This window comes from Thiohalophilus thiocyanatoxydans (assembly GCF_004366735.1).
GTDB classification, from domain to species: domain Bacteria; phylum Pseudomonadota; class Gammaproteobacteria; order UBA6429; family Thiohalophilaceae; genus Thiohalophilus; species Thiohalophilus thiocyanatoxydans.
Genome location: NZ_SOQX01000002.1, coordinates 452,896 through 474,699 on the forward strand (window position 1 = coordinate 452,896; position 21,804 = coordinate 474,699).

General features: G+C 60.1%; 22 protein-coding genes. 9 read left to right on the top strand and 13 right to left on the bottom strand.

What is annotated here, in order from left to right; translation table 11 throughout:
* Positions 1-120: 120 nt before the first annotated feature.
* The 12 genes from EDC23_RS05840 to EDC23_RS05895 form a co-directional block, all read right to left on the bottom strand.
* On the bottom strand, positions 121-1,257 hold the full coding sequence (locus tag EDC23_RS05840; RefSeq protein WP_134082068.1) for a diguanylate cyclase: 1,137 nt from the start codon (positions 1,255-1,257) through the stop codon (positions 121-123).
* Entirely contained in the window at positions 1,254-2,054 is an 801-nt protein-coding gene (locus tag EDC23_RS05845) for an oxygen-binding di-iron domain-containing protein (RefSeq protein WP_134082069.1), read from the bottom strand. The genes EDC23_RS05840 and EDC23_RS05845 overlap by 4 nt, the downstream gene beginning before the upstream one ends.
* Before the next feature lie 112 nt (positions 2,055-2,166).
* Complete coding sequence (locus tag EDC23_RS05850; RefSeq protein WP_134082070.1) at positions 2,167-4,908, bottom strand: cation-transporting P-type ATPase; 2,742 nt, start codon at positions 4,906-4,908, stop codon at positions 2,167-2,169.
* A gap of 46 nt (positions 4,909-4,954) precedes the next feature.
* Positions 4,955-6,469, bottom strand: coding sequence for a BatD family protein (locus EDC23_RS05855; RefSeq protein ID WP_134082071.1), 1,515 nt, complete (start codon positions 6,467-6,469; stop codon positions 4,955-4,957).
* Complete coding sequence (locus tag EDC23_RS05860; protein ID WP_166668782.1) at positions 6,463-8,307, bottom strand: vWA domain-containing protein; 1,845 nt, start codon at positions 8,305-8,307, stop codon at positions 6,463-6,465. The genes EDC23_RS05855 and EDC23_RS05860 overlap by 7 nt, the downstream gene beginning before the upstream one ends.
* Entirely contained in the window at positions 8,304-9,353 is a 1,050-nt protein-coding gene (locus tag EDC23_RS05865) for a vWA domain-containing protein (RefSeq protein WP_134082074.1), read from the bottom strand. The genes EDC23_RS05860 and EDC23_RS05865 overlap by 4 nt, the downstream gene beginning before the upstream one ends.
* Positions 9,350-9,745, bottom strand: coding sequence for a hypothetical protein (locus EDC23_RS05870; RefSeq protein WP_134082075.1), 396 nt, complete (start codon positions 9,743-9,745; stop codon positions 9,350-9,352). Before EDC23_RS05870 ends, EDC23_RS05865 begins: the two co-directional genes overlap by 4 nt.
* Positions 9,738-10,730 (bottom strand): DUF58 domain-containing protein, encoded by a 993-nt coding sequence (locus EDC23_RS05875; protein WP_134082076.1) that lies wholly within the window; start codon positions 10,728-10,730, stop codon positions 9,738-9,740. Before EDC23_RS05875 ends, EDC23_RS05870 begins: the two co-directional genes overlap by 8 nt.
* A 5-nt stretch (positions 10,731-10,735) precedes the next feature.
* Positions 10,736-11,698: an AAA family ATPase gene (locus tag EDC23_RS05880; RefSeq protein ID WP_134082077.1), complete on the bottom strand. Its 963-nt coding sequence runs from the start codon at positions 11,696-11,698 to the stop codon at positions 10,736-10,738.
* Between the two features lie 12 nt (positions 11,699-11,710).
* Positions 11,711-12,223 (bottom strand): TlpA family protein disulfide reductase, encoded by a 513-nt coding sequence (locus EDC23_RS05885; RefSeq protein ID WP_134082079.1) that lies wholly within the window; start codon positions 12,221-12,223, stop codon positions 11,711-11,713.
* A 9-nt stretch (positions 12,224-12,232) separates the two neighbouring features.
* Positions 12,233-12,835 (bottom strand): hypothetical protein, encoded by a 603-nt coding sequence (locus EDC23_RS05890; protein WP_134082080.1) that lies wholly within the window; start codon positions 12,833-12,835, stop codon positions 12,233-12,235.
* 12 nt (positions 12,836-12,847) lie between these two features.
* The gene (locus EDC23_RS05895) at positions 12,848-13,528 is read right to left on the bottom strand and encodes an ArsR/SmtB family transcription factor (protein WP_134082081.1); all 681 of its coding nucleotides are present in this window, start codon (positions 13,526-13,528) and stop codon (positions 12,848-12,850) included.
* 147 nt (positions 13,529-13,675) lie between these two features.
* On the opposite strand from EDC23_RS05895, the gene EDC23_RS05900 reads away from it, so the two are divergent.
* Genes EDC23_RS05900 through EDC23_RS05920 form a run of 5 tightly spaced genes read left to right on the top strand, consistent with a single transcriptional unit; the run spans position 13,676 to position 17,815 of the window.
* Positions 13,676-14,539 (top strand): sterol desaturase family protein, encoded by an 864-nt coding sequence (locus tag EDC23_RS05900; protein WP_134082082.1) that lies wholly within the window; start codon positions 13,676-13,678, stop codon positions 14,537-14,539.
* Positions 14,529-15,491 (top strand): VTT domain-containing protein, encoded by a 963-nt coding sequence (locus EDC23_RS05905; RefSeq protein ID WP_134082083.1) that lies wholly within the window; start codon positions 14,529-14,531, stop codon positions 15,489-15,491. Before EDC23_RS05900 ends, EDC23_RS05905 begins: the two co-directional genes overlap by 11 nt.
* A 4-nt stretch (positions 15,492-15,495) precedes the next feature.
* Positions 15,496-16,629, top strand: coding sequence for a cysteine desulfurase family protein (locus EDC23_RS05910; protein WP_134082084.1), 1,134 nt, complete (start codon positions 15,496-15,498; stop codon positions 16,627-16,629).
* 40 nt (positions 16,630-16,669) lie between these two features.
* The gene (locus tag EDC23_RS05915; RefSeq protein ID WP_134082086.1) at positions 16,670-17,404 is read left to right on the top strand and encodes a DUF1499 domain-containing protein; all 735 of its coding nucleotides are present in this window, start codon (positions 16,670-16,672) and stop codon (positions 17,402-17,404) included.
* A 57-nt stretch (positions 17,405-17,461) separates the two neighbouring features.
* On the top strand, positions 17,462-17,815 hold the full coding sequence (locus EDC23_RS05920) for a DsrE/DsrF/TusD sulfur relay family protein (protein WP_134082087.1): 354 nt from the start codon (positions 17,462-17,464) through the stop codon (positions 17,813-17,815).
* Positions 17,816-17,883: 68 nt separating this feature from the next.
* On the opposite strand, the gene EDC23_RS05925 is transcribed toward EDC23_RS05920, so the two are convergent.
* Positions 17,884-18,675: a sulfite exporter TauE/SafE family protein gene (locus EDC23_RS05925; protein WP_134082088.1), complete on the bottom strand. Its 792-nt coding sequence runs from the start codon at positions 18,673-18,675 to the stop codon at positions 17,884-17,886.
* 354 nt (positions 18,676-19,029) lie between these two features.
* Between EDC23_RS05925 and EDC23_RS05930 the strand changes: the two genes are divergently transcribed.
* From EDC23_RS05930 to EDC23_RS05945, 4 genes are all read left to right on the top strand, one after another.
* Complete coding sequence (locus tag EDC23_RS05930; protein ID WP_134082089.1) at positions 19,030-19,272, top strand: SHOCT domain-containing protein; 243 nt, start codon at positions 19,030-19,032, stop codon at positions 19,270-19,272.
* Between the two features lie 51 nt (positions 19,273-19,323).
* Positions 19,324-19,551, top strand: a complete 228-nt coding sequence (locus tag EDC23_RS05935; RefSeq protein WP_134082091.1) for a hypothetical protein — start codon at positions 19,324-19,326, stop codon at positions 19,549-19,551.
* 158 nt (positions 19,552-19,709) lie between these two features.
* Positions 19,710-21,128 carry a dihydrolipoyl dehydrogenase family protein gene (locus EDC23_RS05940; RefSeq protein ID WP_134082092.1) on the top strand — a complete coding sequence of 473 codons (1,419 nt, stop codon included), beginning with the start codon at positions 19,710-19,712 and terminating at the stop codon, positions 21,126-21,128.
* Positions 21,129-21,142: 14 nt separating this feature from the next.
* The gene (locus tag EDC23_RS05945) at positions 21,143-21,793 is read left to right on the top strand and encodes a class I SAM-dependent methyltransferase (RefSeq protein WP_134082093.1); all 651 of its coding nucleotides are present in this window, start codon (positions 21,143-21,145) and stop codon (positions 21,791-21,793) included.
* Positions 21,794-21,804: the final 11 nt, after the last annotated feature.

Below are 21,804 nucleotides of genomic sequence, written 5' to 3' on the forward strand. Positions count from 1 at the left end.
TTGACCTGCTGCCTAAAAACGTCCGGAATTATCAGGCGTGAGGGCGATTCCGTGCGATAGTGTATTGATAGATTCGAATTACCCCGTATTTCTTCTTTTTCATACTCATCTTGATACTGTTTACGTCTCCTGTGTGATGACCTGGTTGCGACCATTCTGTTTAGCGGCGTAGAGGGCGTTATCCGCGCGTTTAATCATTTTCCAGGGGTCGTCATCATTTTCACTGAAGACAGCGACGCCAACACTGACCGTTATCTCGGTTTGCTGTTCGATACGGGAGCGCAACCGTTCCGCCACGTCGGCGGCCTGTTGGCGATCCTTGTTGCGCAGCAGGATCAGAAACTCTTCACCACCATAGCGGACCGGGAGATCTTCTTCGCGGATACATTGACGTATAATATCTGCAACCTGGATCAGTAATTTGTCACCCTCCGGGTGTCCATGGGTGTCGTTATAATTTTTGAAGTGATCCAGATCCAGCATGATAACGGACAACATGTTTGTACCGCGCCGGGCCGCGGCCCACTCCCGTTTGAGGTTCACTTCAAGATGACGCCGGTTGGCGTGGCCGGTCAGTGAGTCGTGAACGGATTCGTCGTGGGTTTTTTCATGCTGGCGTGCATTACCGATGGCTATTCCCACTTGCGCGCTCACGGCCTGCCACAGAGTCAATTTACGCTGGGGAAGTGGTTGCTCCTGGGGCAGATAATAGTAGAAGACGCCAACAACCTCGCCTTTGGATTTCAGCGGTAAAATAAGATGCCCATGGGGCCGGATCCCCGGGTAGTGGATGGTATGTCGCGAATCATTCACACAGTTTTCGGTAACAATCATTTCACCGCTTTGTGCAACCTGGCCACACAGACAGTCACCGACACGCATTCCCTCATGCGCATCCAGGAAGGGCTGAGTGGAACCGCGAGAGGCAGCCAGCTCCATTTTGTCGTCGTTGATGAGGAATATACCGCAATCAACGGGTGTATCGACCAACCCGGTCATCAGTTCGAGAGTGTGCTCCAGTAATTCGTCCAGCCACACAGTCTCACTGACAGTGGCGGCCACCTTATGCAGCAAGGAAAGTTCGTCATTGGCGGTTTTCAGTTCACGGCTGGTACGTTTGAGTGTTTCCATTGCCTCGGCCCACTGGTGGCGGATCCGTTCCGCCTGGGAGAGCGCTTCGGCATAGGAGTGATTCTTGCGCTCGAGTTCGGCAATCCGCTGTTGAAGCGCGTCGATTTTTTGGTCTGAATTGTTCATGGGGTGAGATCCGGATAGGCAATATCGGTACCGCAACGCAGATTGCGCAAATAGTCAAGGGCAGCGGGGACATCGGGTGGCGAAATGATCGAACCGTGTTGAGGTAAAATCGCTTCGATATCCAGCTTGTCGAGCTGGTTTACGAACCCCCGTGCCGCGACATTGGAAGCCATGTAGTCCAGGTGGAAAAGATCGAGTAAATTGCGATGCTGTTCGAAATCCCTGACCACCAGCGTCCAATCAGTGTCCAGTGCGGCCCATATATCACCCGACAGAAGATAGCGGGCATGTTCGTCATAGGTTGCAAAGGCGCCCGGAGAGTGAAGATACGGCGCATCAATAAACCGTAATGCCGAGCCGGAGGGGAGTGTGAGGCGCGATGTGGTTGTGACATCGACATAGGGATAATCACTGCACCCGTAATGGGGTAACAGTACCTGCGTGCGGGGAGTGGTATAGACCCGGGCATCGGGCGCCTGTTCCAGCCATTCACAGATTGAGGCGGCCACATCGGGATCCTGATGACAGAAAATCAGCCCCGTTATCGCCTGCGGTTCCAGAATCTGGGCGACACGCTCGTGAACCTGGGGGAAAAAACTCCGGTTGCCCGCATCCACTATCAGGGCCTGATCGCCATCGCGTATCAGGTAGCTGTTACAGCGGAATGCGGTTTCCTGGGTAATGCCCAGCCAGTAGACTTCGTGATTCTTGTCCAGAAACAGCGGTGTCGGGCGGTTTATATCGATTTCAATGTTTTTCAAATCGTGCGACCCAATCGTGCTATCGGATGTGTGCATCCGGAACCTCCTGGCTGGTGAGTATTATAAAGGCATCGTTATTCCATACTCTTACGGTATTGGTATTGAACTCACTAAGGCGGTAAAGAGTCTGTTGAGTGTCTGTCTGCGCTCATCGTAGTGTGCCTGTTTTTATCCAGCGACGAATTATCCACTTCTCGAGTTCCACGATAAAGAACACGGACGCGGCGATGAGAATAAGTCGCGCCCAATCCGTCAAGGCCAGCGCCGTGGTACTGAACAACAGTTGCAACGGTCCCCAGTAGGTGAAGGCCAGCTGCAGCAGGATCAGCAGGCCGATGGCGTAGAGTACATAGCGGTTGTTCATGAAGACTCGCCAGGTCAGCGAGTTTTCGATTAAAAAGCGGGAATTTAACAGATAGAACATTTCAAACAGCACCAGCACATTCACCGCCATGGTGCGTGCCTCGTCGAGGCCGGTTCCCTGGCCGCGTTCCCAGAAGAACAGACCGAAAGTTCCAACAGCCAGAATCAGCGAGACAAACAATATCCGCCAGATCAAAAACGGCGTAAAGATCGGTTCTTCCGGATCGCGCGGCGGGCGGGCCATCACCTGGCCTTCGGCCGGTTCAAATGCCAGAGATAGCGCAAGCGTGACGGCGGTGACCATGTTGATCCAGAGGATCTGCACCGGCGTAATCGGCAACATCATCCCCAGCAATATGGCGACGACCAGGGTCAGGGCCTGAGCGCCGTTGGTCGGCAGGATGAACATGATCGATTTTTTCAGATTATCATAAACAATCCGGCCTTCCTCGATGGCCCGGGCGATAGAGGCAAAGTTATCGTCGGCCAGTACCATCTCGGCCGCCTCGCGAGCCACTTCGGTGCCTTTTTTACCCATGGCCACGCCCACATCGGCCCGCTTCAGTGCCGGGGCATCGTTGACGCCATCCCCGGTCATGGCCACGACATTGTTCTGTGTCTGTAGCGCTTCCACCAGCCTCAGTTTTTGCTCGGGACTGACCCGGGCAAAGATATCGGTCTCCCGGACTATCTTCTGCAATGCCGCATCATCACTTTGATCCAGATCGGCGCCGGTCAATGCCTTGCTGTCGCCGGCGACAATACCCATCTTGCGGGCGATGGCCAGCGCCGTGGTGGCGTGATCGCCGGTGATCATCTTGATCCGGATCCCCGCCGCATAACATTGACGGATCGATTCAATCGCTTCATCGCGCGGCGGATCCATAATCCCGACCATCCCCAACAGGGTCAGCCCGGCTTCGACATCGTTAAAGTTCAGTTCGCGCTGGTCACTGTCGGTGGTATTAAACGCGATCGCCAGCACCCGCTGGCCGTTTTCGGCCAGCTGATGCATCTGTTCATGCCAGTAAGGTGTATCCAACGGCGATGTTTCCCCGTCGGTGCGTTGACGCGAACACATGGACAGAATCTGTTCCGGTGCACCCTTGACATAGATAAAGCCATGACCGGCGTGATCGTGATGCAGTGTTGCCATGAAACGATGCTCGGATTCAAACGGAATGGCATCGCCCCGTGGCCATTGTTCATTCTGGTAGAGTGGATCGAGACCGGCTTTCATCCCCATTACCACCAGCGCCCCCTCGGTGGGATCGCCATGGAGTTGCCATTGCCCCTCGACTTTCTCGACTTTGGCATCGTTACACAGCAGGGCAGCACGAGTAAGCTCCGACAGCACCGGATCCGATTCCACCTCGATACTGTTTCGATCAACAGAAAAATCGCCGTATGGTTCGTAACCGTTACCACTGATTTCATAGTTCTGTTTCGCTGTCACCACATTGCGGGCGATCATCACGTTCTGAGTCAGGGTGCCGGTCTTGTCGGAACAGATCACCGTCACCGAGCCGAGGGTTTCGACCGCCGGCAGACGGCGGATAATGGCATTGCGCCGGGCCATGCGTTGTACGCCGATGGCCAGGGTAATGGTCATAATTGCCGGCAGCCCCTCGGGGATGGCGGCTACCGCCAGACTGACCGCGGCCAGGAACATCTCGCCGCTGGTGTAATCCTTGATGAATATTCCATAGGCCAGGGTGGCCGAAGCGATGACCAGAATGGCGCCGGTCAGCCAGCGGGAGAATTGGGCAATTTTTTGCAGCAGTGGCGTGGTCAGTGTCACAACCGACTGCAACATGTCGCTGATCCGGCCCACTTCGCTCTCGTTGCCGGTCGCCACCACCACGCCCGTGCCCTGGCCATAGGTGACCAGGGTGCCGGAATAGGCCATGGAATGGCGATCCGCCAGCAAGCTTTCGGCCTTGTCGGGTTCACTGGTCTTCTCCGCCGCCACCGATTCGCCGGTCAGCAGGGATTCATCAATACGCAGCTGGCGGGATTTGAACAGGCGCAGATCGGCCGGCACCTTGTCACCCGATTGCAACAGCACCACGTCACCGGGCACCAGCTGTTCCGCATCGAGCGTTTTAACCTGACCTTCGCGGCGGACCCGCGCCTGGCGGGTCAACAGTTGCTGAATGGCGGCCAGCGCCTTCTGGGCCTTGCCTTCCTGGACAAACCCGATCAACGCATTGATGATCACGACGCCGAAAATGACACCGCTATCGATCCAGTGACCCAGTAACAGAGTAATGAAGCCGGCAGCGAGCAAAACATAAATCAGGACGTTGTTAAATTGTCTGAGCAGGCGTCGCAAGGCCGATTCGCTTTGCTGGGCACGCAAGCGGTTCGGTCCGATCTGTTTGAGGCGTTGTTCGGCCTCTGTTTTATCCAGTCCCTGCGAGGCGCTGGCAAGACGTTCAAAAACGTCCTCGCCGGGCAGGGCATGCCAGTCAGGTGGGGTCGTGTCGGAATTTCCGTGCTGCAGATCTGAATCGTCTGTTGCCATTGCGCCTATCTCCCTGGAGCAAGTAAAACGTGGAGCCGCTCAGGTGTCATTCGTTGACCGGTGTGAGTCGACCAAGCCAGCCCGGAATAGCATGTTGCCGGGATAGTGCCGCGCGGAGCTGTTCCCGCACCTGCCGGATATCAAGCGGCTCGCCGGCATAGCGTTTTAAGATTAACGCCTCAATCGCCCGGTCAAGACGTGTGTCAGGCCGATAATGATTCTGCCAGTATTGCAACCACTGCGCCAGCGTCAGATTGGCCGGCCAGCCCTCGCCGAGGGCCACCTCCCGCAGCAGTTGAACCACACGTTCATCGGAATCGGCCATCGGCAATAATCCGATGACCCGGGTGTAACCTTTCAGACGTCGCAGGTGCCGGGTTAACGGGGGCAGTGATTTTCGGATGCTGATCCCCAGGACCACTAATCCGATTCCGATCAGCAAATAAAACAGCCAGCGATTCATGGCATAGACGGCCTGCCCCGCGACTTGCCGGCTGACTATCCGGCCTGTGTTCGGGTCGAAATAGTCGAGCCGCAAATCGGGGAGGGTGATCCGTCCGCTCTGTTTGATGCTGAAGGGGATCGCGTAGTCACTCTGGCCAATCAGCCGGCCCGCGTCGGTTTTCTGCTGATAGGCCTGTTGCGCCGGGTAAAGGGTGATGTCGGCCGAGCTGGCCAGTTGCCGTTCCAGTTGCGGCATATCCTGACGGCGGATTCCCCGGCCCTGTAATGTCACTTTCAGATCGTGCAATTCGTCGGTGAAGACAAACCGATCCGGCCTGTCGATCTGCAGTGACAACGTTCCGATCGGCATCTGCGGTGACAGATAGGGCGGCAGGGGACGGACCGCGAGTTGTAACACCGGCGGGTAGAAACGGTGTGTCGTCACCCCGTCGCGCACATAGCGTAGCGGCGGTAATTGCAGCCGTTGTTCGCCCTGGCGCAGGGGGTGGGCGACCCAGCCGGTGGTATGGCGATAACGTTGTTGTTGCGGGTCAACCGGCCGTTCGGTTGTGGCGAGCTCATGAATCGCCAGCGCGTCATGGGCGGGCGTCTCCCGCTCGAGAATAATAATCGGCGAGGCGGTTTCCAGGGTCATTGTCAGATGCACCGCCTGACGTAACCAGACATCCGTGCCGGATATCTCGCGGGTAACCCGGATGGGCTGACCGTCACGCGGATCCACCGCCGGTGTCACGTTCAGCCTCACCGGGTCGCGGCGAGCCGCGTTATCCGGCGCCGGGATGATCAGCTCGCCGGGGCGGCGCGGATAGAGCCGCCATTGGCGCATCGGGGTATCGGTTTCAGTGGCTGAACGGCCGCGGATCGGTTCAATGGCAAAGTCCGGTTCCAGTGCGGCTAACGAGATGGCGCCCGGATCGGTATCCGGCTCCGTGCTGCGCACGGTCAATACAACGGACTTGCCGTATTCGACTGTGTGCCGATCGACACTGACCGTCAAACCGCTGTCCGTTGCGCTGGCGGCGTGGGCCGTCGACAGGGCGGCTAACAGGATGAACAGCCGTCGCAGCGACAGGGGTCGGCCGATACGCGCTACCATGGCCGCACTCCCGCTTTGTTTTCGGGTTGCTCAAGCGGGGCCGGATAGCCTGCTTCGCTTTCAAACAGGCGTTGCCAGAAGCGTGCCGGTTCGCTGTCCATCCCGCTGGCGCGACTGGCCAGCTGGCTCATCGCGTTGACCGCGTAGTCCCACTGCGGATCAGTGCGCTCCATGATCGTCTCATCCGACAGCGTGGCGCCGCCCGATTCACGGCGCGCGGCCTCGTCGCTGTGCGCATCGCCCAGGGCGATGCCTTCGGACTCGCTTTGATCGCTCAGAGTCAGATTGCCGCGGGTGAGCTGTTCATCTTCCTCCAGCTCGCGGGTGCGGGTGCCGCGTCCCTGGCGACCGCGCTCGTCGCGGCGCTCACGCGCCACCTGTTCCCGGGCGAGTTTTTCAGCCAGGGTCCGGTTTTGTTCCGCCCGGGTATGCGAGGTTTGATAGCGCAACACATCAGCATAGATCGTTGCCGCTTGCGTATAGCGCTCGAGCCGGGCGTAGCTGTTGCCCAGATTGAACAGGGCGTCGGCCCGCTGCGTAGCGTTTTGTGCCATCGCGACCGCGCGGGTGAATTGCTGCAAAGCGGTGCGAAATTCCTCGCGCAGATAGGCGCTGCTGCCTTCGCCCATGCGTCCCCGGTAACCGGCGACCCGTCGATAGGCCTTCTGTGCTTTGGCGTAGTCTTCCTGTTCAAAGGCCTGCCAGGCCTGTTGCAGAGCGTCGGATTGGGCGGCATAACTGTTGTTGGGCACACCGAACAGATTGGCGACCAGCACGAACCCCAGCAGCAGGGACAAAGAACCGGCTGTCGGTCTCTGACGTGGCAGGCGAAGATGGGCCAGCAGTAACAATGCCAGACCCGGCAGCAGACACCAGGCAAACAGTTCGCGCCAGATCACCAGGCCGTCCGACTGTTCGCTCAGTGAGTCGGACAGGGTTCCGGCAAGGCCGTTGTCATAGAGCTGCTGCCAGTCACGATCATCATCCCGTGCCGTGGCATACCGGCCGCCGCCACGTTCGGCCAACGCTTCCAGCCGTGCGCGTTGCAGGCGTGACAGCACGCTCTGGCCATCCTGTTCCAGCCAGCCACCGTCCGGATCGGTCAGGTTTGTACCGGACTCGCTCCCCACACCCAGGATATACAGACGGTGCCCGTTTTGCTGCAATGCGGTGACCGTCTCCTGCAAGGCCTGTTCACTTTCACTGTCCGGCCTGACCATCGCCCCGTCACTGATCAGCAACAGGTGACGCGGTACGTCATTCGTCACGCCTGTGCCGGCGGCAAATTGCAAGGCCGAGGCCGGATCACTGCCTTCGACGGGCAACAGGCCGGTGCGCGGGATCGGCAGATAATGGCGCAGCAGCGCCTTGTCATGGGTCGGCGGTACCAGCAGATGCGGTTGCGCGGCATAAACCACCATCCCGATGCGCCAGCCCTCGAGCCGTTCGAGCAGATCCTGCAGCTCGAGCCGGGCCCGTTCCAGCCGGGTGGGATAGATGTCGTCGGCGCTCATCGAGTGGGAGACATCCAGCACCACCATCAACTCCGGCAGGCGATCCGTTTCCTCGCTGTGCAGGGAGTGCGGCAGGCGCGGTCCGGCCAGCGCGGCGGCCAGCAACAGCCAGGCCAGCACGGAGAGCAGTTCCCGCCAGTGACGCCGCCAGCGCTGCAGCCTGTGTTGTTCGACCCGGGCCCAGGGCAGCAGCGCCGGATCGGCATAGGCCCGGCTGTCGGTGGCCGACCACAGATACCGGCCGAGCAGCCACAGCCACGGCACCAGCGCCACGGCAAACCAGGCCGGCTCCCGCCAGACCAGATCGGCCAGCCCCCCCATCATGGGCGCCTCCCGAACCGGATCGGCAGAGAGAGCAGCGCCAGCACTATCAGACTGGCCAGCAGGGGCCATTGATAGAGGGGGATGGGCACATGGCGGGGTTCGGCCTCGATAACCCGTTGCTCCGCCTTCTGAATCGCCTCAATGGCCGTCTGCAGGCTGTCCGTGTTCCTGGCCCAGTAAAAGTTGCCATTCCCCTGTTCGGCGATCGCTTCGAGAAGGGCAAAGTTGGACGGGTGATAAATCAGGCCGCCCTGTTGTTCATCATCGGCGGCATAACTGGCCCCGCCAATACCGATCACATGCAGGCGATAGCCCTGTGACGCGATATATTCGGCCGCCACACGCGGATCGATTTGCCGATCAGGGCGGTTCACGTCCGAGACCAGGATCAGCACCGGACGTTGCTCGCTGTCGTCATCCTGTTGTTGTTCAAGCGTGTCCAGGGTATACAGCAGCGCGCGACCGGGATGACTGGTGCGCCCGGTCAGACTGGCCGGTTTGAGGCGATCGATCTGGGTGCGCAGGACGGGATAGTCGGCCGTTAACGGTACCAGGGTGTAAGCCTGTTCGGAGAAGGCCACCACGCCGATGCGATTGCCCTGCAGACGATCGATCAGGTGTCGCATGACATGTTTAAGCATCGTGATGCGATCAACCCGTTGTTCATCGATGACATAGTCCTTGAGGACCATGCTCACGGAGCTGTCGATGACAAACATGGCGTCGCGGTAACTGGGCGGTTGCGGCAGTTGTTCGCCCTGATAGAAGGGTTTGGCCAGCGCCAGATGCACGCCCAGCAGAAACAGACCGTAACCGGCCCACTGCCAGAGCCGATAACGCGGTGCCGCGCCGGCCGGCGAGCGATACAGCCGGCGTAACAGGCCGGTTTGCGGATGCCGAAAGCGTCCACTCGCGTAGCGGCGCAGACTGCTGCCCAGGGCATGAAGATAACCGCGCTGTAACAGGCCGCCGAGTAACACCATACTGACCGGCCACAGCCATAACCAGAGCGGCGCGTCGAACTGCAAGGTCGGCCAATCGTTCATCGACGCAACCAGGCCATTGCATCTTCCAGCAATGTATCCAGTTCGCTTTGTGAGGGCGGGCGGGGACGATACTGCGCGTGTTGCAGCTTGTCGAGAAACGCGCGCCAGTTTGCCTGTTGGGTACCGAAATCGAGTCGATCCAGCCGGGTCGTGGCCCGGCCCCGGCGCAGGCAATCGGCAATGGTGAATCCGGCGTTGCGCCGATCGAGACGGTTATCCCGGAGCCTCCGACGCAAATGGCGTAACTGTCGGCGCATGGCCGGCCGCGGCCGTTGCCGATAATACAGTGTGAGCAATCCCGCTATCAGGATCGGCAGCAGCCACCACAACAGCTGCGTCTCGTCCGTCGGCGGCGCGCCCGGTTCGATGATCCCGGCCCACTGCTTATCCATGTCCGGCGCTTCCCCGGGCGGCCTGTTGTAAACAGTCACCCCAATCCACGCTGGCTTCGCAATGATACGCGGCGATCCGGCACTGGCTGAAACAGTCGTCCAAAAGCTGTTGCTGGCGCGCCACCGCAGCGTCGTAGCGGCCGTCATGGTTTGCCTCGCGGCCGTCGACCACCAGCGGCTCGAAACCGGGATCGTCGATCAATAACGGCTGGATCGGTGGCAGGCGGGCTTCCACCGCGTCATGGATCCGGATCGCCTGGACCGTGTGTTTTTCGCCCAGCCGCTGCAGGATCGCCGTGTTGTGATCTACATCGAGATCGGCAAAGTCGCTCAACAGCAGGATGAAACAGCCGTCGTCCAGGCGCATCGCCAGTTGCGCCAGAACCTCGGGCAGGGATTCCTGTTCCCGATCGAAGGATTGTGGCGGACAGGGCGCGCTAATCGCCTCAAGCAGGGCATCCAATCCCGCCGCGCCCTGCGCGGGTGAAAACCAGCGCGCACGATCTTCCAGCACCACGCCACCGGCGGCGATCATCCGGTGGCGGGCCTGAAACAGGGTAATGGCCGCCAGCTGCGCGGCCAGGGTCGCCTTGAGGCGCACCCGGGTGCCGAAACGCATGGCCGCACGGCGATCCACCAGTACAAAAACCTCGGGGCGGCGCTCTTCCACAAACACCTTGCTGTAGAGTTCGCCCCGTCGCGCGTAGAGTCGCCAGTTGATCAGGCGTTGCTCATCGCCGGGTTGATAGACGCGGTTTTCTTCAAACTCAAAGCCCCGGCCGCGAAACCGGGAGAGGCGATCCCCGATGCGCGGCTGGGCAACATTGTGCTCAAAGCGGATCAACGAGGGGTGGGGCTGAGACGCCCGGGCCCGCAGCGGTTGTAAATCCCCGGCTGCGAGCAACGGCTGATCACTGGCCGCTGTCGTGACGGGGGACAGCGGTGGCAGATACCGGCGAAGCTGGGTCAACCAGGGGAGGGGCATCGGCTTCAGGGAACCGGAATCACATCCAGCAGCTGTTCAATCAGGCTCTGGGCGTCCCGACCCCGCGCCCGGGCGGTATAGCTGGGAATAATGCGATGACGCAGGACGTCCCCGGCCACCTCCAGAACATCGTCGGGCAGAACATACTCGCGCCCCTGCAGATAGGCATGGGCACAGGCCGCGCGCACCATCGCCAGGGTGGCGCGTGGTGAGGCGCCGAACTGAATCGTCTCTTTCAGATCCTCGCCCCAGCGGGCCGGATTGCGGGTGGCCTGCACAATATCCACGACATACCGTTCCAGTGCCGGTTCGATGTGAATGTCCGCCACTTCCTGACGCGCCTTCAATACCGTTTGCGGATCCAGCCGGGTGTTGATCGAAGGCGTTTCCTCGCTGAAGTGGCGCTGGCGATCCCGTTCCAGGATCTGCAACTCTTCGTCCGCATCGGGATAGTCGACGATGACATGCAACAGGAAGCGATCCAGCTGCGCTTCGGGCAGGGGATAGGTACCGCCCTGTTCCAGCGGGTTCTGGGTTGCCATGACGATAAACAGATCGGGCAGGGGCCAGGACTTGCCGCTGATGGTGACCTGATGTTCTTCCATCGCTTCGAGTAACGCCGACTGCACCTTGGGCGGGGCGCGGTTGATCTCGTCGGCCAGAATGATTTCGTGAAACAGCGGTCCCTGCACAAAGCGAAACTCGCTTTTGGTCGGGTCAAAGATATCTCCGCCGGTGATATCCGCCGGCAGCAGATCGGGGGTGAACTGCAGGCGCTGAAAGCTGGCATGCACGCCGGCGGCCAGTGCCTTGACCGCGGTGGTCTTGGCCAGGCCGGGGGCGCTCTCCAGCAGGATATGCCCGCCGGTCAGCATGCCGACCATCAACCGATCGATCAGCGCGGTCTGGCCGACAATGGTCTGCTCCAGGTGTCGGCGCAGGGTCAAAAACTCGGGTTGGCTTTGCATGAGATAATCGCTTTACTGGTTTTGCAGTTCGATGAGCATGTCGATCAGTTCCGGATCATCCCATTCGCGACCGCCAACGACGCGATACACAATCCGCCCCTGTTTATCCAGAACAAAGGTGGTGGGCAGGCCCTGTATCGGCCACTCATTGATCACGGTTGAATCCTGATCCATCGGCAGGGGAAAACTCACCGGATAATCGGCGGTAAAGGTAAAAATCGTATCGGCATCCTCACCGACGTTAATCGCCAGCATGGCGATATCCTCTTCCTGCAGCTGTTTCCAGGCGCGCTCCATGGAGGGCATCTCTTCACGGCAGGGCGGGCACCAGCTGGCCCAGAAATTGACCACGACCACCTGTCCCTTGTAGTCCTCCAGTTTGTAGGTCTTGCCATCCATGTCTTCCAGTGTGAAGGAAGGGGCGGGGGCGGGATCGTTAATCAACGGCGGGCGTTCGGCGGCCAGGGGCGCCGAGGTGACAAGCAAGACCAGGGTTAATAAAAACGGGAACGGTTTTGACAGCATAAAGAGAACTCAGTCGGGTTGTGGGTGGATGTCGGGCGGACATTCGATGGCATCGATACGGCGCGTATACTGCTGGTCACCGCGTTGCCAGCTGAATTCGAGATCAAACTCACTGCCGGGCGCCAGGCCGTACGCGGTCATGCCCCAGTTGTAATCATCGGCGGCGTATTCCTGTTGCGTGGGCAGCAGCGCCCATTCAAACGCAATCCGGGCGGCTTTGGGCAGATCGTCGTGTTCCTGCCAGATCGGCTTCCAGGTTTCCCGCACCATTAACGGCTGTGTCCCGTCATCGGTATGAACCCGCCATTCGCTCAGGTCATATTCGACGGGGGGCTGATCATTTCCCGCCGTATTGCGAAATTCCGTTTGAAAAACACAGGCGAGGGCAATGCGCTCGCGGGCTTCCCTGTCAAAACCCCGGGCGCCAAAAAAGGCGCGGGTCTGATCCGGCAGGCGCTGGGTCAGTTTGAAATGGATACCGGCTTCCTGCCACTGCCAGTGGCGCAGGCCCGTGTCGGGATCTTCACCCCGGCTCAGTTGCGCCTGCAATGGCGTCGTGAAACACAGGGCCAGAAACAGGCACGCCGGCGTGATTCGTTGAGCTAACCGCATAACCCCACCTGTCTATTTTGTCGGGTTTTGTTCTTCCACCGGCAGCCCCGCGGTTTTCCACTCGGGGTAGCCGTCCTGCAGACGTCGGGCCTTGAGGCCTTTCTCCCGCAGCCGCGCCACCGCATCGAAGGCGAGCACACAGTGCGGCCCCCGGCAGTAGGCGACGATCTCCTGATCCTTGTTCTCGCCGAGTTCCGCCAGCCGCTGCTCCAGCTCGCCCAGGGGGATGTTGACCGCACCGGGCAGATGGCCGGCGGCGTACTCCTCGGCCGGGCGCACGTCGATGACCGTGACATGACCATCCCGGGCCCGGGCCAGCAGCTCGTCACGGGGGATCGGCTCGAGATCGTCCTTGACCGTCAGGTAGCTGTTAATCAACCGATCCACCTCGGCCACGTGGTGCTCGGCCACCCGGCGCAGGGCGTCGATCAGATCCAGCACATCGTCGCTGGAGAGACGATAATAGACCTTGAGCCCTTCCTTGCGGGTGGTGACCAGCCCGGCCTGGCGCAGGTGCTGCAGATGCTGGGAGGTGTTGGCCACGGAGAGCCCGGCGACCCGGGCGAGGTCCTCGACGCTGCGCTCGCCCTGGGCGAGATATTCGAGGATTTCCAGACGGTTACCACTGCCCAGAGCCTTGCCGACCCGGGCGAACTGGGCAAACAGATCGTGTTTGAAATTGCCGCTTGACATGCATCACCACGCTGATAATCTATTATTCAAGTAATCACTTGATAAGTTGTATTTGTCAGTATAGCATGCCATTTCTGACAGGCAATAATCCAATCAATTCAATAATAAATTATTAAAAGCAGTAAACAGCAATGGAGAATCGGCACCATGAGCATCGACGAGTTTATTCTGGGCAATGAGCCGTTTATCCGGCTCGGCTTCTTCTTCGGCATCCTCGCACTGATCGGTCTGTGGGAGGTGGTCGCGCCGCGTCGCGGCCTGACTGCCTCCAAGACGGTGCGCTGGGGCAGTAACCTGGGTATCGTGGTCCTCAATACCGTGGTCCTGCGCCTGTTGTTCCCGGCCGCCGCGGTCGGCATGGCCTTTTTTGCCGGCGAGCAGGGCTGGGGGATCTTTAACTATTTCGAGGTGCCGTACTGGCTGGCGGTGGTCGCATCAGTCATTGTGCTCGATTTCGTGGTCTGGCTGCAGCATATTATGGTCCATGCCATACCGCTGTTCTGGCGTCTGCATCGCATGCACCACGCCGATCTCGATTTCGATGTCACCACCGGCGCCCGCTTTCATCCGCTGGAGATCATTCTTTCCATGCTGATCAAGTTTGCCGCCATCGTCGTGCTGGGGCCGCCCGTCGTGGGTGTGGTCATCTTCGAGGTGCTGCTCAATGCCACCGCCATGTTCAACCACGGCAATATCCGCCTGCCGCTGAAACTGGACCGGGTGTTGCGCTGGTTCGTGGTCACCCCCGACATGCACCGCGTGCATCACTCGGTGGAGGATGACGAGGCCAACAGCAACTTCGGCTTCAACCTGCCGTGGTGGGATCGGCTGTTCGGTACCTACCGGGATCAACCGCGCGGCGGTCACGACGGCATGACCATCGGTATTCGCAAATTCCGTGAGCCGCAACAGGTGAGCTGGCTCAATGGTATGTTGATCCTGCCGTTCAAGGGCAAGATCAGCGATTACGCCATCAACCGTCGGCAGTGGGGTGATGGCAATGAACAGTAAACTGCTTCGCTTCGGATTGCTTGCAGTCCTGATCGTCGCCATCGGCATTGCCATCAGCTACCGGGATCAGTTCGACGCCGAGGCGCTGGAGATGTGGCTCGACGGGACCGGCGCCGCCGGCCCGCTGCTGTTCATGTTGATCTACGCCGCGGCCGCCGTGCTGTTTCTGCCCGGTTCTGTATTAACCCTGGCGGGTGGGGCGTTGTTCGGTCCGGTGCTGGGGACGCTGTATAACCTGACCGGGGCGACCCTCGGGGCCACACTGGCCTTTCTGATTGCCCGTTACCTGGCCGCCGACTGGGTGGAACGCAAGACCGGCGGGCGCATGGCGCAACTGAAAACCGGCGTGGAAAAGGAGGGCTGGCGCTTTGTCGCCTTTGTGCGCCTGGTACCGCTGTTTCCCTTCAACCTGTTGAACTATGCCCTGGGCCTGACCCGCATCAACCTGCTGCATTACATCATTGCCTCCTATATCTGCATGTTGCCCGGCGCGACTGCCTACACCTATCTGGGTTACGCCGGACGCGAGGCGATCGCCGGCGGCGAGGGGATGATCCAAAAAGGATTGCTGGCCCTCGGCCTGCTGGCGCTGGTGGCCTTTTTGCCGCGCTGGATCGGGCGCTTGCGTCGCCGCCCGTCGCAGACGGTGGATCAGCTCAAGCAGCAACTGGATCAACAGGCCGATGTGCTGGTGCTGGATGTACGCAGTGAAGAGGATTTCACCGGCGAGCAGCAGCATATCCCCGGCGCGCGCAACATCCCGCTGGAAGCGTTGTCCGGGCGACTGGACGAGCTGACTGATTACCTGGAGCGACCAATCGTCACTGTCTGTCGCACTGATCGTCGTTCCGCCAAGGCGGCGCAACTGCTGGCGCAGCAGGGTTTCGGCGATGTGCACGTGGTCAAGGGCGGGATGACCGACTGGAACGAGAAAGGCTACCCGGTGGAGTAAGCCCATGCAGCCCGTGTATCTCGATTACAACGCCACGACCCCGGTCGATCCCGAGGTGCAGGCGACTATCACGCAAGTCCTGGGCGAGACGTTCGGCAACCCGTCCTCCGCGCACCCCTATGGTCAACAGGCCAAAGCAGTGATCGAGCAGGGGCGCCAGCAGGTGGCGGATCTCATTCGGGCAGAGGTATCCGAAGTAGTCTTTACCGCCTGCGCCTCCGAGGCCAACAACCTGGCGCTGCTCGGTGCCGCCCGGGCACAACAGCAACGGGGTCGGCATATCATCACCTCCGCCGTGGAGCATCCGTCGGTGAGCCAGCCGTTACAGCATCTGGCCTCAGAAGGCTGGGAGGTGACGGTGATCCCCGTCGATGCGTGCGGCCGGGTCGATCCCGAGGCGATCCGCCAGGCCCTTCGCCCCGACACGGTGCTGGTCTCGGTCATGCACGCCAACAATGAGGTCGGCACCATCCAGCCCATCGAGGCGATCAGCGCCATCACCCGCGAGCGATCGGTGCTGCTGCATGTGGACGCGGCCCAGTCGGCGGGCAAGATCCCGGTGGAGGTGACGGCGCTGGGGGCCGATCTGCTGAGCCTGGCGGGCCACAAGTTCTACGCCCCCAAGGGGATCGGTGCCCTATATATAAAGGAGGGGACCCCGCTGGCGCCGATTCTGTTCGGCGCCGCCCAGGAGCAGGGTCGGCGTACCGGGACCGAGAATGTGGCCTATATCGCCGGCCTGGGCCGGGCCGCGCAACGGGCCCGGGTACATCTCGACACGAGCGCCGCGACCTTGCGCGAGAAACGTGACCGGTTGCACGGCCTGTTGCGCGAGGCGATTCCCGATCTGCGGCTCAACGGCCACCCCGAGGCGCGCTTGCCCAACACCCTCAACGTCTCCTTTCCCAACATCGATGGCAAAACCGTGCTGGCGCGGGCGGCGCAGAGCGTTGCCGCCTCGACCGGCTCGGCCTGCCATGCCGACAGCAAAGAGGTCAGCGGGGTGCTGGGGGCGATGGGCCTTACCCTCGAGCAGGCCCGGGGGGCCGTGCGCCTGTCGGTGGGGACACCGACAACGACTGACGAGATCGACCAGGCCGCCGCGGCGCTGATCCGCGCCTGGCGCCATAACAACTGAAAACGCGAATCGCTAAAAATCAGTATTGGAGGACAATCCTATGTTTACCCGCCCGTCTCGATCGATCGCAGCCTGGCTCGCCTTGCTCGGTGGTGTGGCCGCCATCGTGATCGCAGCTGTCGCCATCTACGGCTATCGCAGCGAGCGCTTTCACTTTGTGACGGCCATTGATGTTTTTCAGTGGGCCAGCTACGTCGCGGTCGTCGGGTTGCTACTTGCCCTGATCGGTCTGTGGCGAACCCGGCCGGGCGCGCGGCGTCGCGGTTTTGCTGTCGCACTGCTGGGCGCGGTACTGAGCCTGCCGCTGGTGCTCTCCTACGCGCAGTTTGAATACGCGGCCCGGGTTTATCCGCCGATCAACGATATCACCACCGATCCGGATAACCCGCCCGCCTTCTGGGACGTTGCCAATCCCGCCGCCTACCCGGGAGCGGCGACGGCACGACTGCAACGCGAGGGCTATCCGGATCTGCAACCGCTGGAACTGGACATGGCCCCGGCCGAGGCATTCGAACTGGCACTGCAGATAGCCCGGCAGAAGGGCTGGGAGATCGTCGCGGAAAATGAATTCGACAAACAGATCGAGGCGGTCGATACCACGTTACTGTTTGGCTTCAAGGACAACATCGCTGTTCGGATCACGGAGAGCGGAGAGGGCGCGCGCGTGGATGTCCGCTCCCACTCCCGCCTGGGCAAAATCGACCGGGGCGTTAATGCCAAACGTATCCGGGATTACCTGCAGACGCTGGAACAGCAGGCACAAGCGGACCGTTAACCGGTGTCCTGAATCGCTGCGTCCCATACCTGTATCGGTTTAAACCAGGAGAGAGTTATGACCATCACTACCATAGTCATCCAGAACGCACCTTATCAATCCGACAACAAGGCGTGGCACGCCCTGCGTTTTGCCGGCGCCGCCCTGGCCGAGGATATGACCGTCCAGGTCCATCTGCTGGATGACGGTGTCCAGGTCGGACGGCGTGATCACACGGTCCCCGACGGTGCGGTCAATCTCGAGGAACTGCTGGGTGAATTGATCGAATGCGGCCTGACCGTGCGCGCCTGCGGCATGGCGGTGGACGATTGCGGGATCAGCGCGGATCAGCTGATCCCGGGCATCGAAAAAGGTTCCATGAAATCCCTGGCCGGCTGGGTGAAAGCAAGCGACCATGTTATGACTTTTTGAAAGCAGAGAAGCCGAAGTAATACTAACAGTCGGAAACGGTATAGCGTCTTCATGGTGGGACCTCCTTATCAGGTGCTCAGAGCAAGTATCTGGTTGGCCAGGATGTAGGTGGCCACCAGCGTCAGGAAAACCGCGAAACCTTTTTTCAACACGTCGCCCGAAACCCGGCGTGCCAGGCGGGTACCGATCACACTGCCGATGACGGCCACCACGATGAAAACGGCCATGAGGTTATAATCGATGGGCACATCCCCCACGTACCCGCCGAAGCCGGCATAGGATTTAACGGCCACGATGGCCAGCGAGGTGCCGATCGCCTGTTTCATGGGCAGCCGGGAGAGAATGACCAGCGCCGGGACAATCAGAAAACCGCCACCGACACCGACCAGACCGGTCAGCGCACCGACCACGATGCCGTGCATCGCCACATGGCTCAGGCAGCGTTTGGAGGTGCAGCCCTCGGCGTCGGCCAGATCCACCGCGGCGGCACCGGCCGAGCGGGGGGGGTTGGCGGGGCGAAACATTTTCCAGGCGGCGGCGTACATGACCAGGGCGAAGATGCTCAGCTGCAACACCACCGGGGTGATGACCCCCAGGCGGGCGCCGGCATAGGTGCCGACGATACCGAATATCCCGAACACCAGTGTTACTTTGCCGTTCACATTGCCGGCCCGCCAGTGCTGCAGGGCGGTCAGGGTGGCGGTGACAGCCACGATCCCCAGGCTCATGGCAATGGCCGATTTCGGTGCGACATCAAGCAGATAGAGCAGGGCCGGGGTGGTGATAATCGAGCCCCCGCTGCCGAAGATGCCGAGCATGATGCCTGTGGCCAGGCCGGCGAGAATGGCGCTGAGTGTCATGTTGGGCGCTCCTGTTTACGCTTTACGACTATTCAATAGATTAATAGAATACTTGAAAGAGTCAAGGGGGTTGGCGAATTTTTTCAGCGGTAAGGCGCAAAACGGCGCGGTGGCGGCAACAGGGGCCGCTATCGCCGATTACCCCGACGAGAATTAAGGGCCTGACCGGGCGCGAAGGTGGGCCAGCGAACCGGTGCGGGGGCGGATCGACGGTTCATCACCCGGTCGGGGCAAAAGCGAGTCCCCCGGGGCCCGGGTTAATTTGAGCCTTTGCCGGCAAAAGCCGCTCATCCCGGGTCGAATCGTTCTATCCTGTTGGAAGTGCTGTTTGATTTGTTTTAAGGGGGGACGAGAATGATGAATGAGTTTGGCCCGTTTGGCTGGGGGGGAGGATTTGGCTGGATTGTGATGATCCTGTTCTGGCTGTTGATCCTCGCGGGGCTCATCGCCATCGTGAAATGGCTGATAGGCGGCCCGGAGACGAATGTGCCTCTGCCGCCATCGAAAACGGCGCGGCAGATACTCGAAGAGCGTTACGCCAGAGGTGAGATCGATCGAGAAGAGTTCGAACAAAAAAAGCGGGATATTGAGTCGTAAGGCACGGCTTATTCCCACCATAACCGCCCGGCGGCGGTAAAGGAGCAGAATATGGACATTACAGACATTATGATACACGTTCATCCCGATCTGTCAGTCGAGCAGCGAACAAAACTGGAGGAGGCGGTAGCGGCAAGCGACGGCGTGGTATCGGTCCATTTCAGTCCACAACATCAACATGAGTTGACCGTGGCCTACGATCCTGACGCGACCGATTCGCAATCGATTCTCAGGCAGGTGCAGCAATGGGATGCGCAGGCGGCCATGGCCGGCCTGTAAGGATCCATGCCTCCCCGCGACTCAATAAAAGTTACCCGGACGCGATCCCTCTCGTAGAGTGGCTCAAGCGCAGCGGATCCCCGAAACCGGCAAAGCCTGGAGGCGGCGCATTGCGTCTTGATCCTGGCGGCTACTGCAAACAAGGTATTGACGTTTTAATGCAAAACAAACGAGATTTGATTGTTATCGGTGGCGGCGCGGGGGGGCTGGTGATCGCCAGCGTGGCTTCCCAGCTCGGCCTGAATGTGACGCTGATCGAAAAACAGGCGAAGCTGGGCGGCGATTGCCTGCATCATGGCTGCGTACCGAGCAAGGCGCTGATCAAGGCCGCGAAAGTCGCGCACCTGATGCGCCGGGCCGGGGAGTTCGGTCTGCCATCACAATCATTCCCGATCGACCTCGGTAAGGTGAATCAACAGGTCAATTCAATCGTGGATCATATTCAACAGCACGATGATCCCGAACGCTTTCGCGCCTATGGTTGCGAGGTGTTACTGGGCGAGCCGGCCCGGTTCATTTCGCCCCATGCCGTCCAGGTCGGGGAACGGGTGATTGAAGGACGACGTTTTGTCATTGCCACCGGTTCGCGCCCGTTTATCCCGGCGATCCCCGGTATCAACCCGGACGATCTGCTCACCAACGAAAGCCTGTTCGATCTGCAACAACTGCCCGCGTCACTGGCGGTACTCGGCGGCGGGCCGATCGGCCTGGAGCTGGGTCAGGCGATGAGTCGACTGGGTAGCCAGGTGACGTTACTGCAACGCGGTCCCCGGTTGTTAGCGCATGAAGATACGGAACTGGTGGATTTACTGCAGAAACAACTGACCGACGAAGGGCTGCAAATCCAGACCAACAGCGATATCGAGCGAATCGAACACCAAAACGATCAGTACGAGATTATCGATAACAACCATGATCGCGTTCGGGTCGACAAAATTCTTGTCGCCACCGGCCGCCGACCCAATATCGAAGGCCTCGATCCGGAGCGCGCCGGCATTGAAACGACACCACGTGGCATCATGGTGGATCGACGTCTGCGTACCTCGCAAAAACACATCTATGCCTGTGGCGATGTGGCCGGCCCCTATGCCTTCACCCATCAGGCCGAGTACCAGGCCGGGCTTATCATCAGCAATGCTGTGTTTCGTTTTCCCAAGAAGGCCGACTATCGCATTCTGCCGTGGGTCACTTACACCGATCCGGAACTGGCCCAGGTGGGGCTCACCGAACAGCAGGCCCGGGAGCAGGGGATCAAACACACCGTCCTGCGCTTTGATTTCAAGGAAGTCGATCGCGCGTTGACGGAACGGGAAACCGCCGGGCGGGTCAAACTGGTTACCCGCAAGGGAAAAATTCTCGGTGCCAGCATTCTGGGACCGCAGGCCGGCGAACTGATCCATGAACTGGTGCTGGCCATGCAGAGCGGGGCAAAAATCGGCGACATCTCGGCGGCGATTCATGCCTATCCGACGCTGGCACAAATCCATCGTCGCACGGTCAACACCGCCTATGCGGCGAAACTGTTCAGCCCGCTGACCCGGCGACTGGTGCGCTGGCTGCAACGCCTGCCCGGATAACCTTCGATTACGTTATGAATATCACGCCCGAAAAGTATGACCACTGGTATCACACCTCGCGCGGCCGATGGATCAGCGATCGGGAGTTTGGGCTGTTGCGCAAGCTGTTAAACCCGACACCCGGCGCCGGTTTGCTGGATGTCGGTTGCGGCACCGGCCATTTTACGCGCCGTTTTCATCAGGCCGGCCTGGCTGTTACCGGCCTGGATCCCGATCCGGCCATGCTGGCGTATGCCCGTGAGCAGTCGAAGGGGATCGACTATTTTGTAGGCACGGCCGAACGCCTGCCCTTTGACGATAAACAGTTTGACTATGGCAGTGCCATTACCAGTTTGTGTTTTGTGGACAATCCCGTCACCGCCCTGCAGGAGCTATGGCGCGTGAGTCAACACGGTGTGGTACTGGGTTTGTTGAATCGCCACAGCCTGTTGTACCGACAAAAGGCCGGGCGGGGGGCCTATGCCGGTGCCCGCTGGGACAATCGGGCGGATGTGATAAACTGGCTGCAACAGGCGGGTATCACCTCGGCGGACACCCGTTTTCGCAGTACCATTTTTTTCCCTGGCGGTGGACCGACAGCCCGCGTCATGGAACGTTTGATACCCGGGACAATATTGTGGGGCGGTTTTCTGGCGGTTCATCTGACCCGACAACACCACAACTGAACAAAAGGCCG

Coding starts and splice junctions, on each gene's coding strand:
- EDC23_RS05875 (WP_134082076.1), bottom strand. CDS start 10,730: ATGCCCCTCCCCTGGTTGACCCAGCTTCGCCGGTATCTGCCACCGCTG.
- EDC23_RS05880 (WP_134082077.1), bottom strand. CDS start 11,698: ATGCAAAGCCAACCCGAGTTTTTGACCCTGCGCCGACACCTGGAGCAG.
- EDC23_RS05855 (WP_134082071.1), bottom strand. CDS start 6,469: ATGGTAGCGCGTATCGGCCGACCCCTGTCGCTGCGACGGCTGTTCATC.
- EDC23_RS05935 (WP_134082091.1), top strand. CDS start 19,324: ATGGACATTACAGACATTATGATACACGTTCATCCCGATCTGTCAGTC.
- EDC23_RS05895 (WP_134082081.1), bottom strand. CDS start 13,528: ATGTCAAGCGGCAATTTCAAACACGATCTGTTTGCCCAGTTCGCCCGG.
- EDC23_RS05840 (WP_134082068.1), bottom strand. CDS start 1,257: ATGAACAATTCAGACCAAAAAATCGACGCGCTTCAACAGCGGATTGCC.
- EDC23_RS05900 (WP_134082082.1), top strand. CDS start 13,676: ATGAGCATCGACGAGTTTATTCTGGGCAATGAGCCGTTTATCCGGCTC.
- EDC23_RS05940 (WP_134082092.1), top strand. CDS start 19,710: ATGCAAAACAAACGAGATTTGATTGTTATCGGTGGCGGCGCGGGGGGG.
- EDC23_RS05860 (WP_166668782.1), bottom strand. CDS start 8,307: ATGATGGGGGGGCTGGCCGATCTGGTCTGGCGGGAGCCGGCCTGGTTT.
- EDC23_RS05920 (WP_134082087.1), top strand. CDS start 17,462: ATGACCATCACTACCATAGTCATCCAGAACGCACCTTATCAATCCGAC.
- EDC23_RS05910 (WP_134082084.1), top strand. CDS start 15,496: ATGCAGCCCGTGTATCTCGATTACAACGCCACGACCCCGGTCGATCCC.
- EDC23_RS05845 (WP_134082069.1), bottom strand. CDS start 2,054: ATGCACACATCCGATAGCACGATTGGGTCGCACGATTTGAAAAACATT.
- EDC23_RS05925 (WP_134082088.1), bottom strand. CDS start 18,675: ATGACACTCAGCGCCATTCTCGCCGGCCTGGCCACAGGCATCATGCTC.
- EDC23_RS05890 (WP_134082080.1), bottom strand. CDS start 12,835: ATGCGGTTAGCTCAACGAATCACGCCGGCGTGCCTGTTTCTGGCCCTG.
- EDC23_RS05905 (WP_134082083.1), top strand. CDS start 14,529: ATGAACAGTAAACTGCTTCGCTTCGGATTGCTTGCAGTCCTGATCGTC.
- EDC23_RS05930 (WP_134082089.1), top strand. CDS start 19,030: ATGATGAATGAGTTTGGCCCGTTTGGCTGGGGGGGAGGATTTGGCTGG.
- EDC23_RS05885 (WP_134082079.1), bottom strand. CDS start 12,223: ATGCTGTCAAAACCGTTCCCGTTTTTATTAACCCTGGTCTTGCTTGTC.
- EDC23_RS05865 (WP_134082074.1), bottom strand. CDS start 9,353: ATGAACGATTGGCCGACCTTGCAGTTCGACGCGCCGCTCTGGTTATGG.
- EDC23_RS05870 (WP_134082075.1), bottom strand. CDS start 9,745: ATGGATAAGCAGTGGGCCGGGATCATCGAACCGGGCGCGCCGCCGACG.
- EDC23_RS05945 (WP_134082093.1), top strand. CDS start 21,143: ATGAATATCACGCCCGAAAAGTATGACCACTGGTATCACACCTCGCGC.
- EDC23_RS05850 (WP_134082070.1), bottom strand. CDS start 4,908: ATGGCAACAGACGATTCAGATCTGCAGCACGGAAATTCCGACACGACC.
- EDC23_RS05915 (WP_134082086.1), top strand. CDS start 16,670: ATGTTTACCCGCCCGTCTCGATCGATCGCAGCCTGGCTCGCCTTGCTC.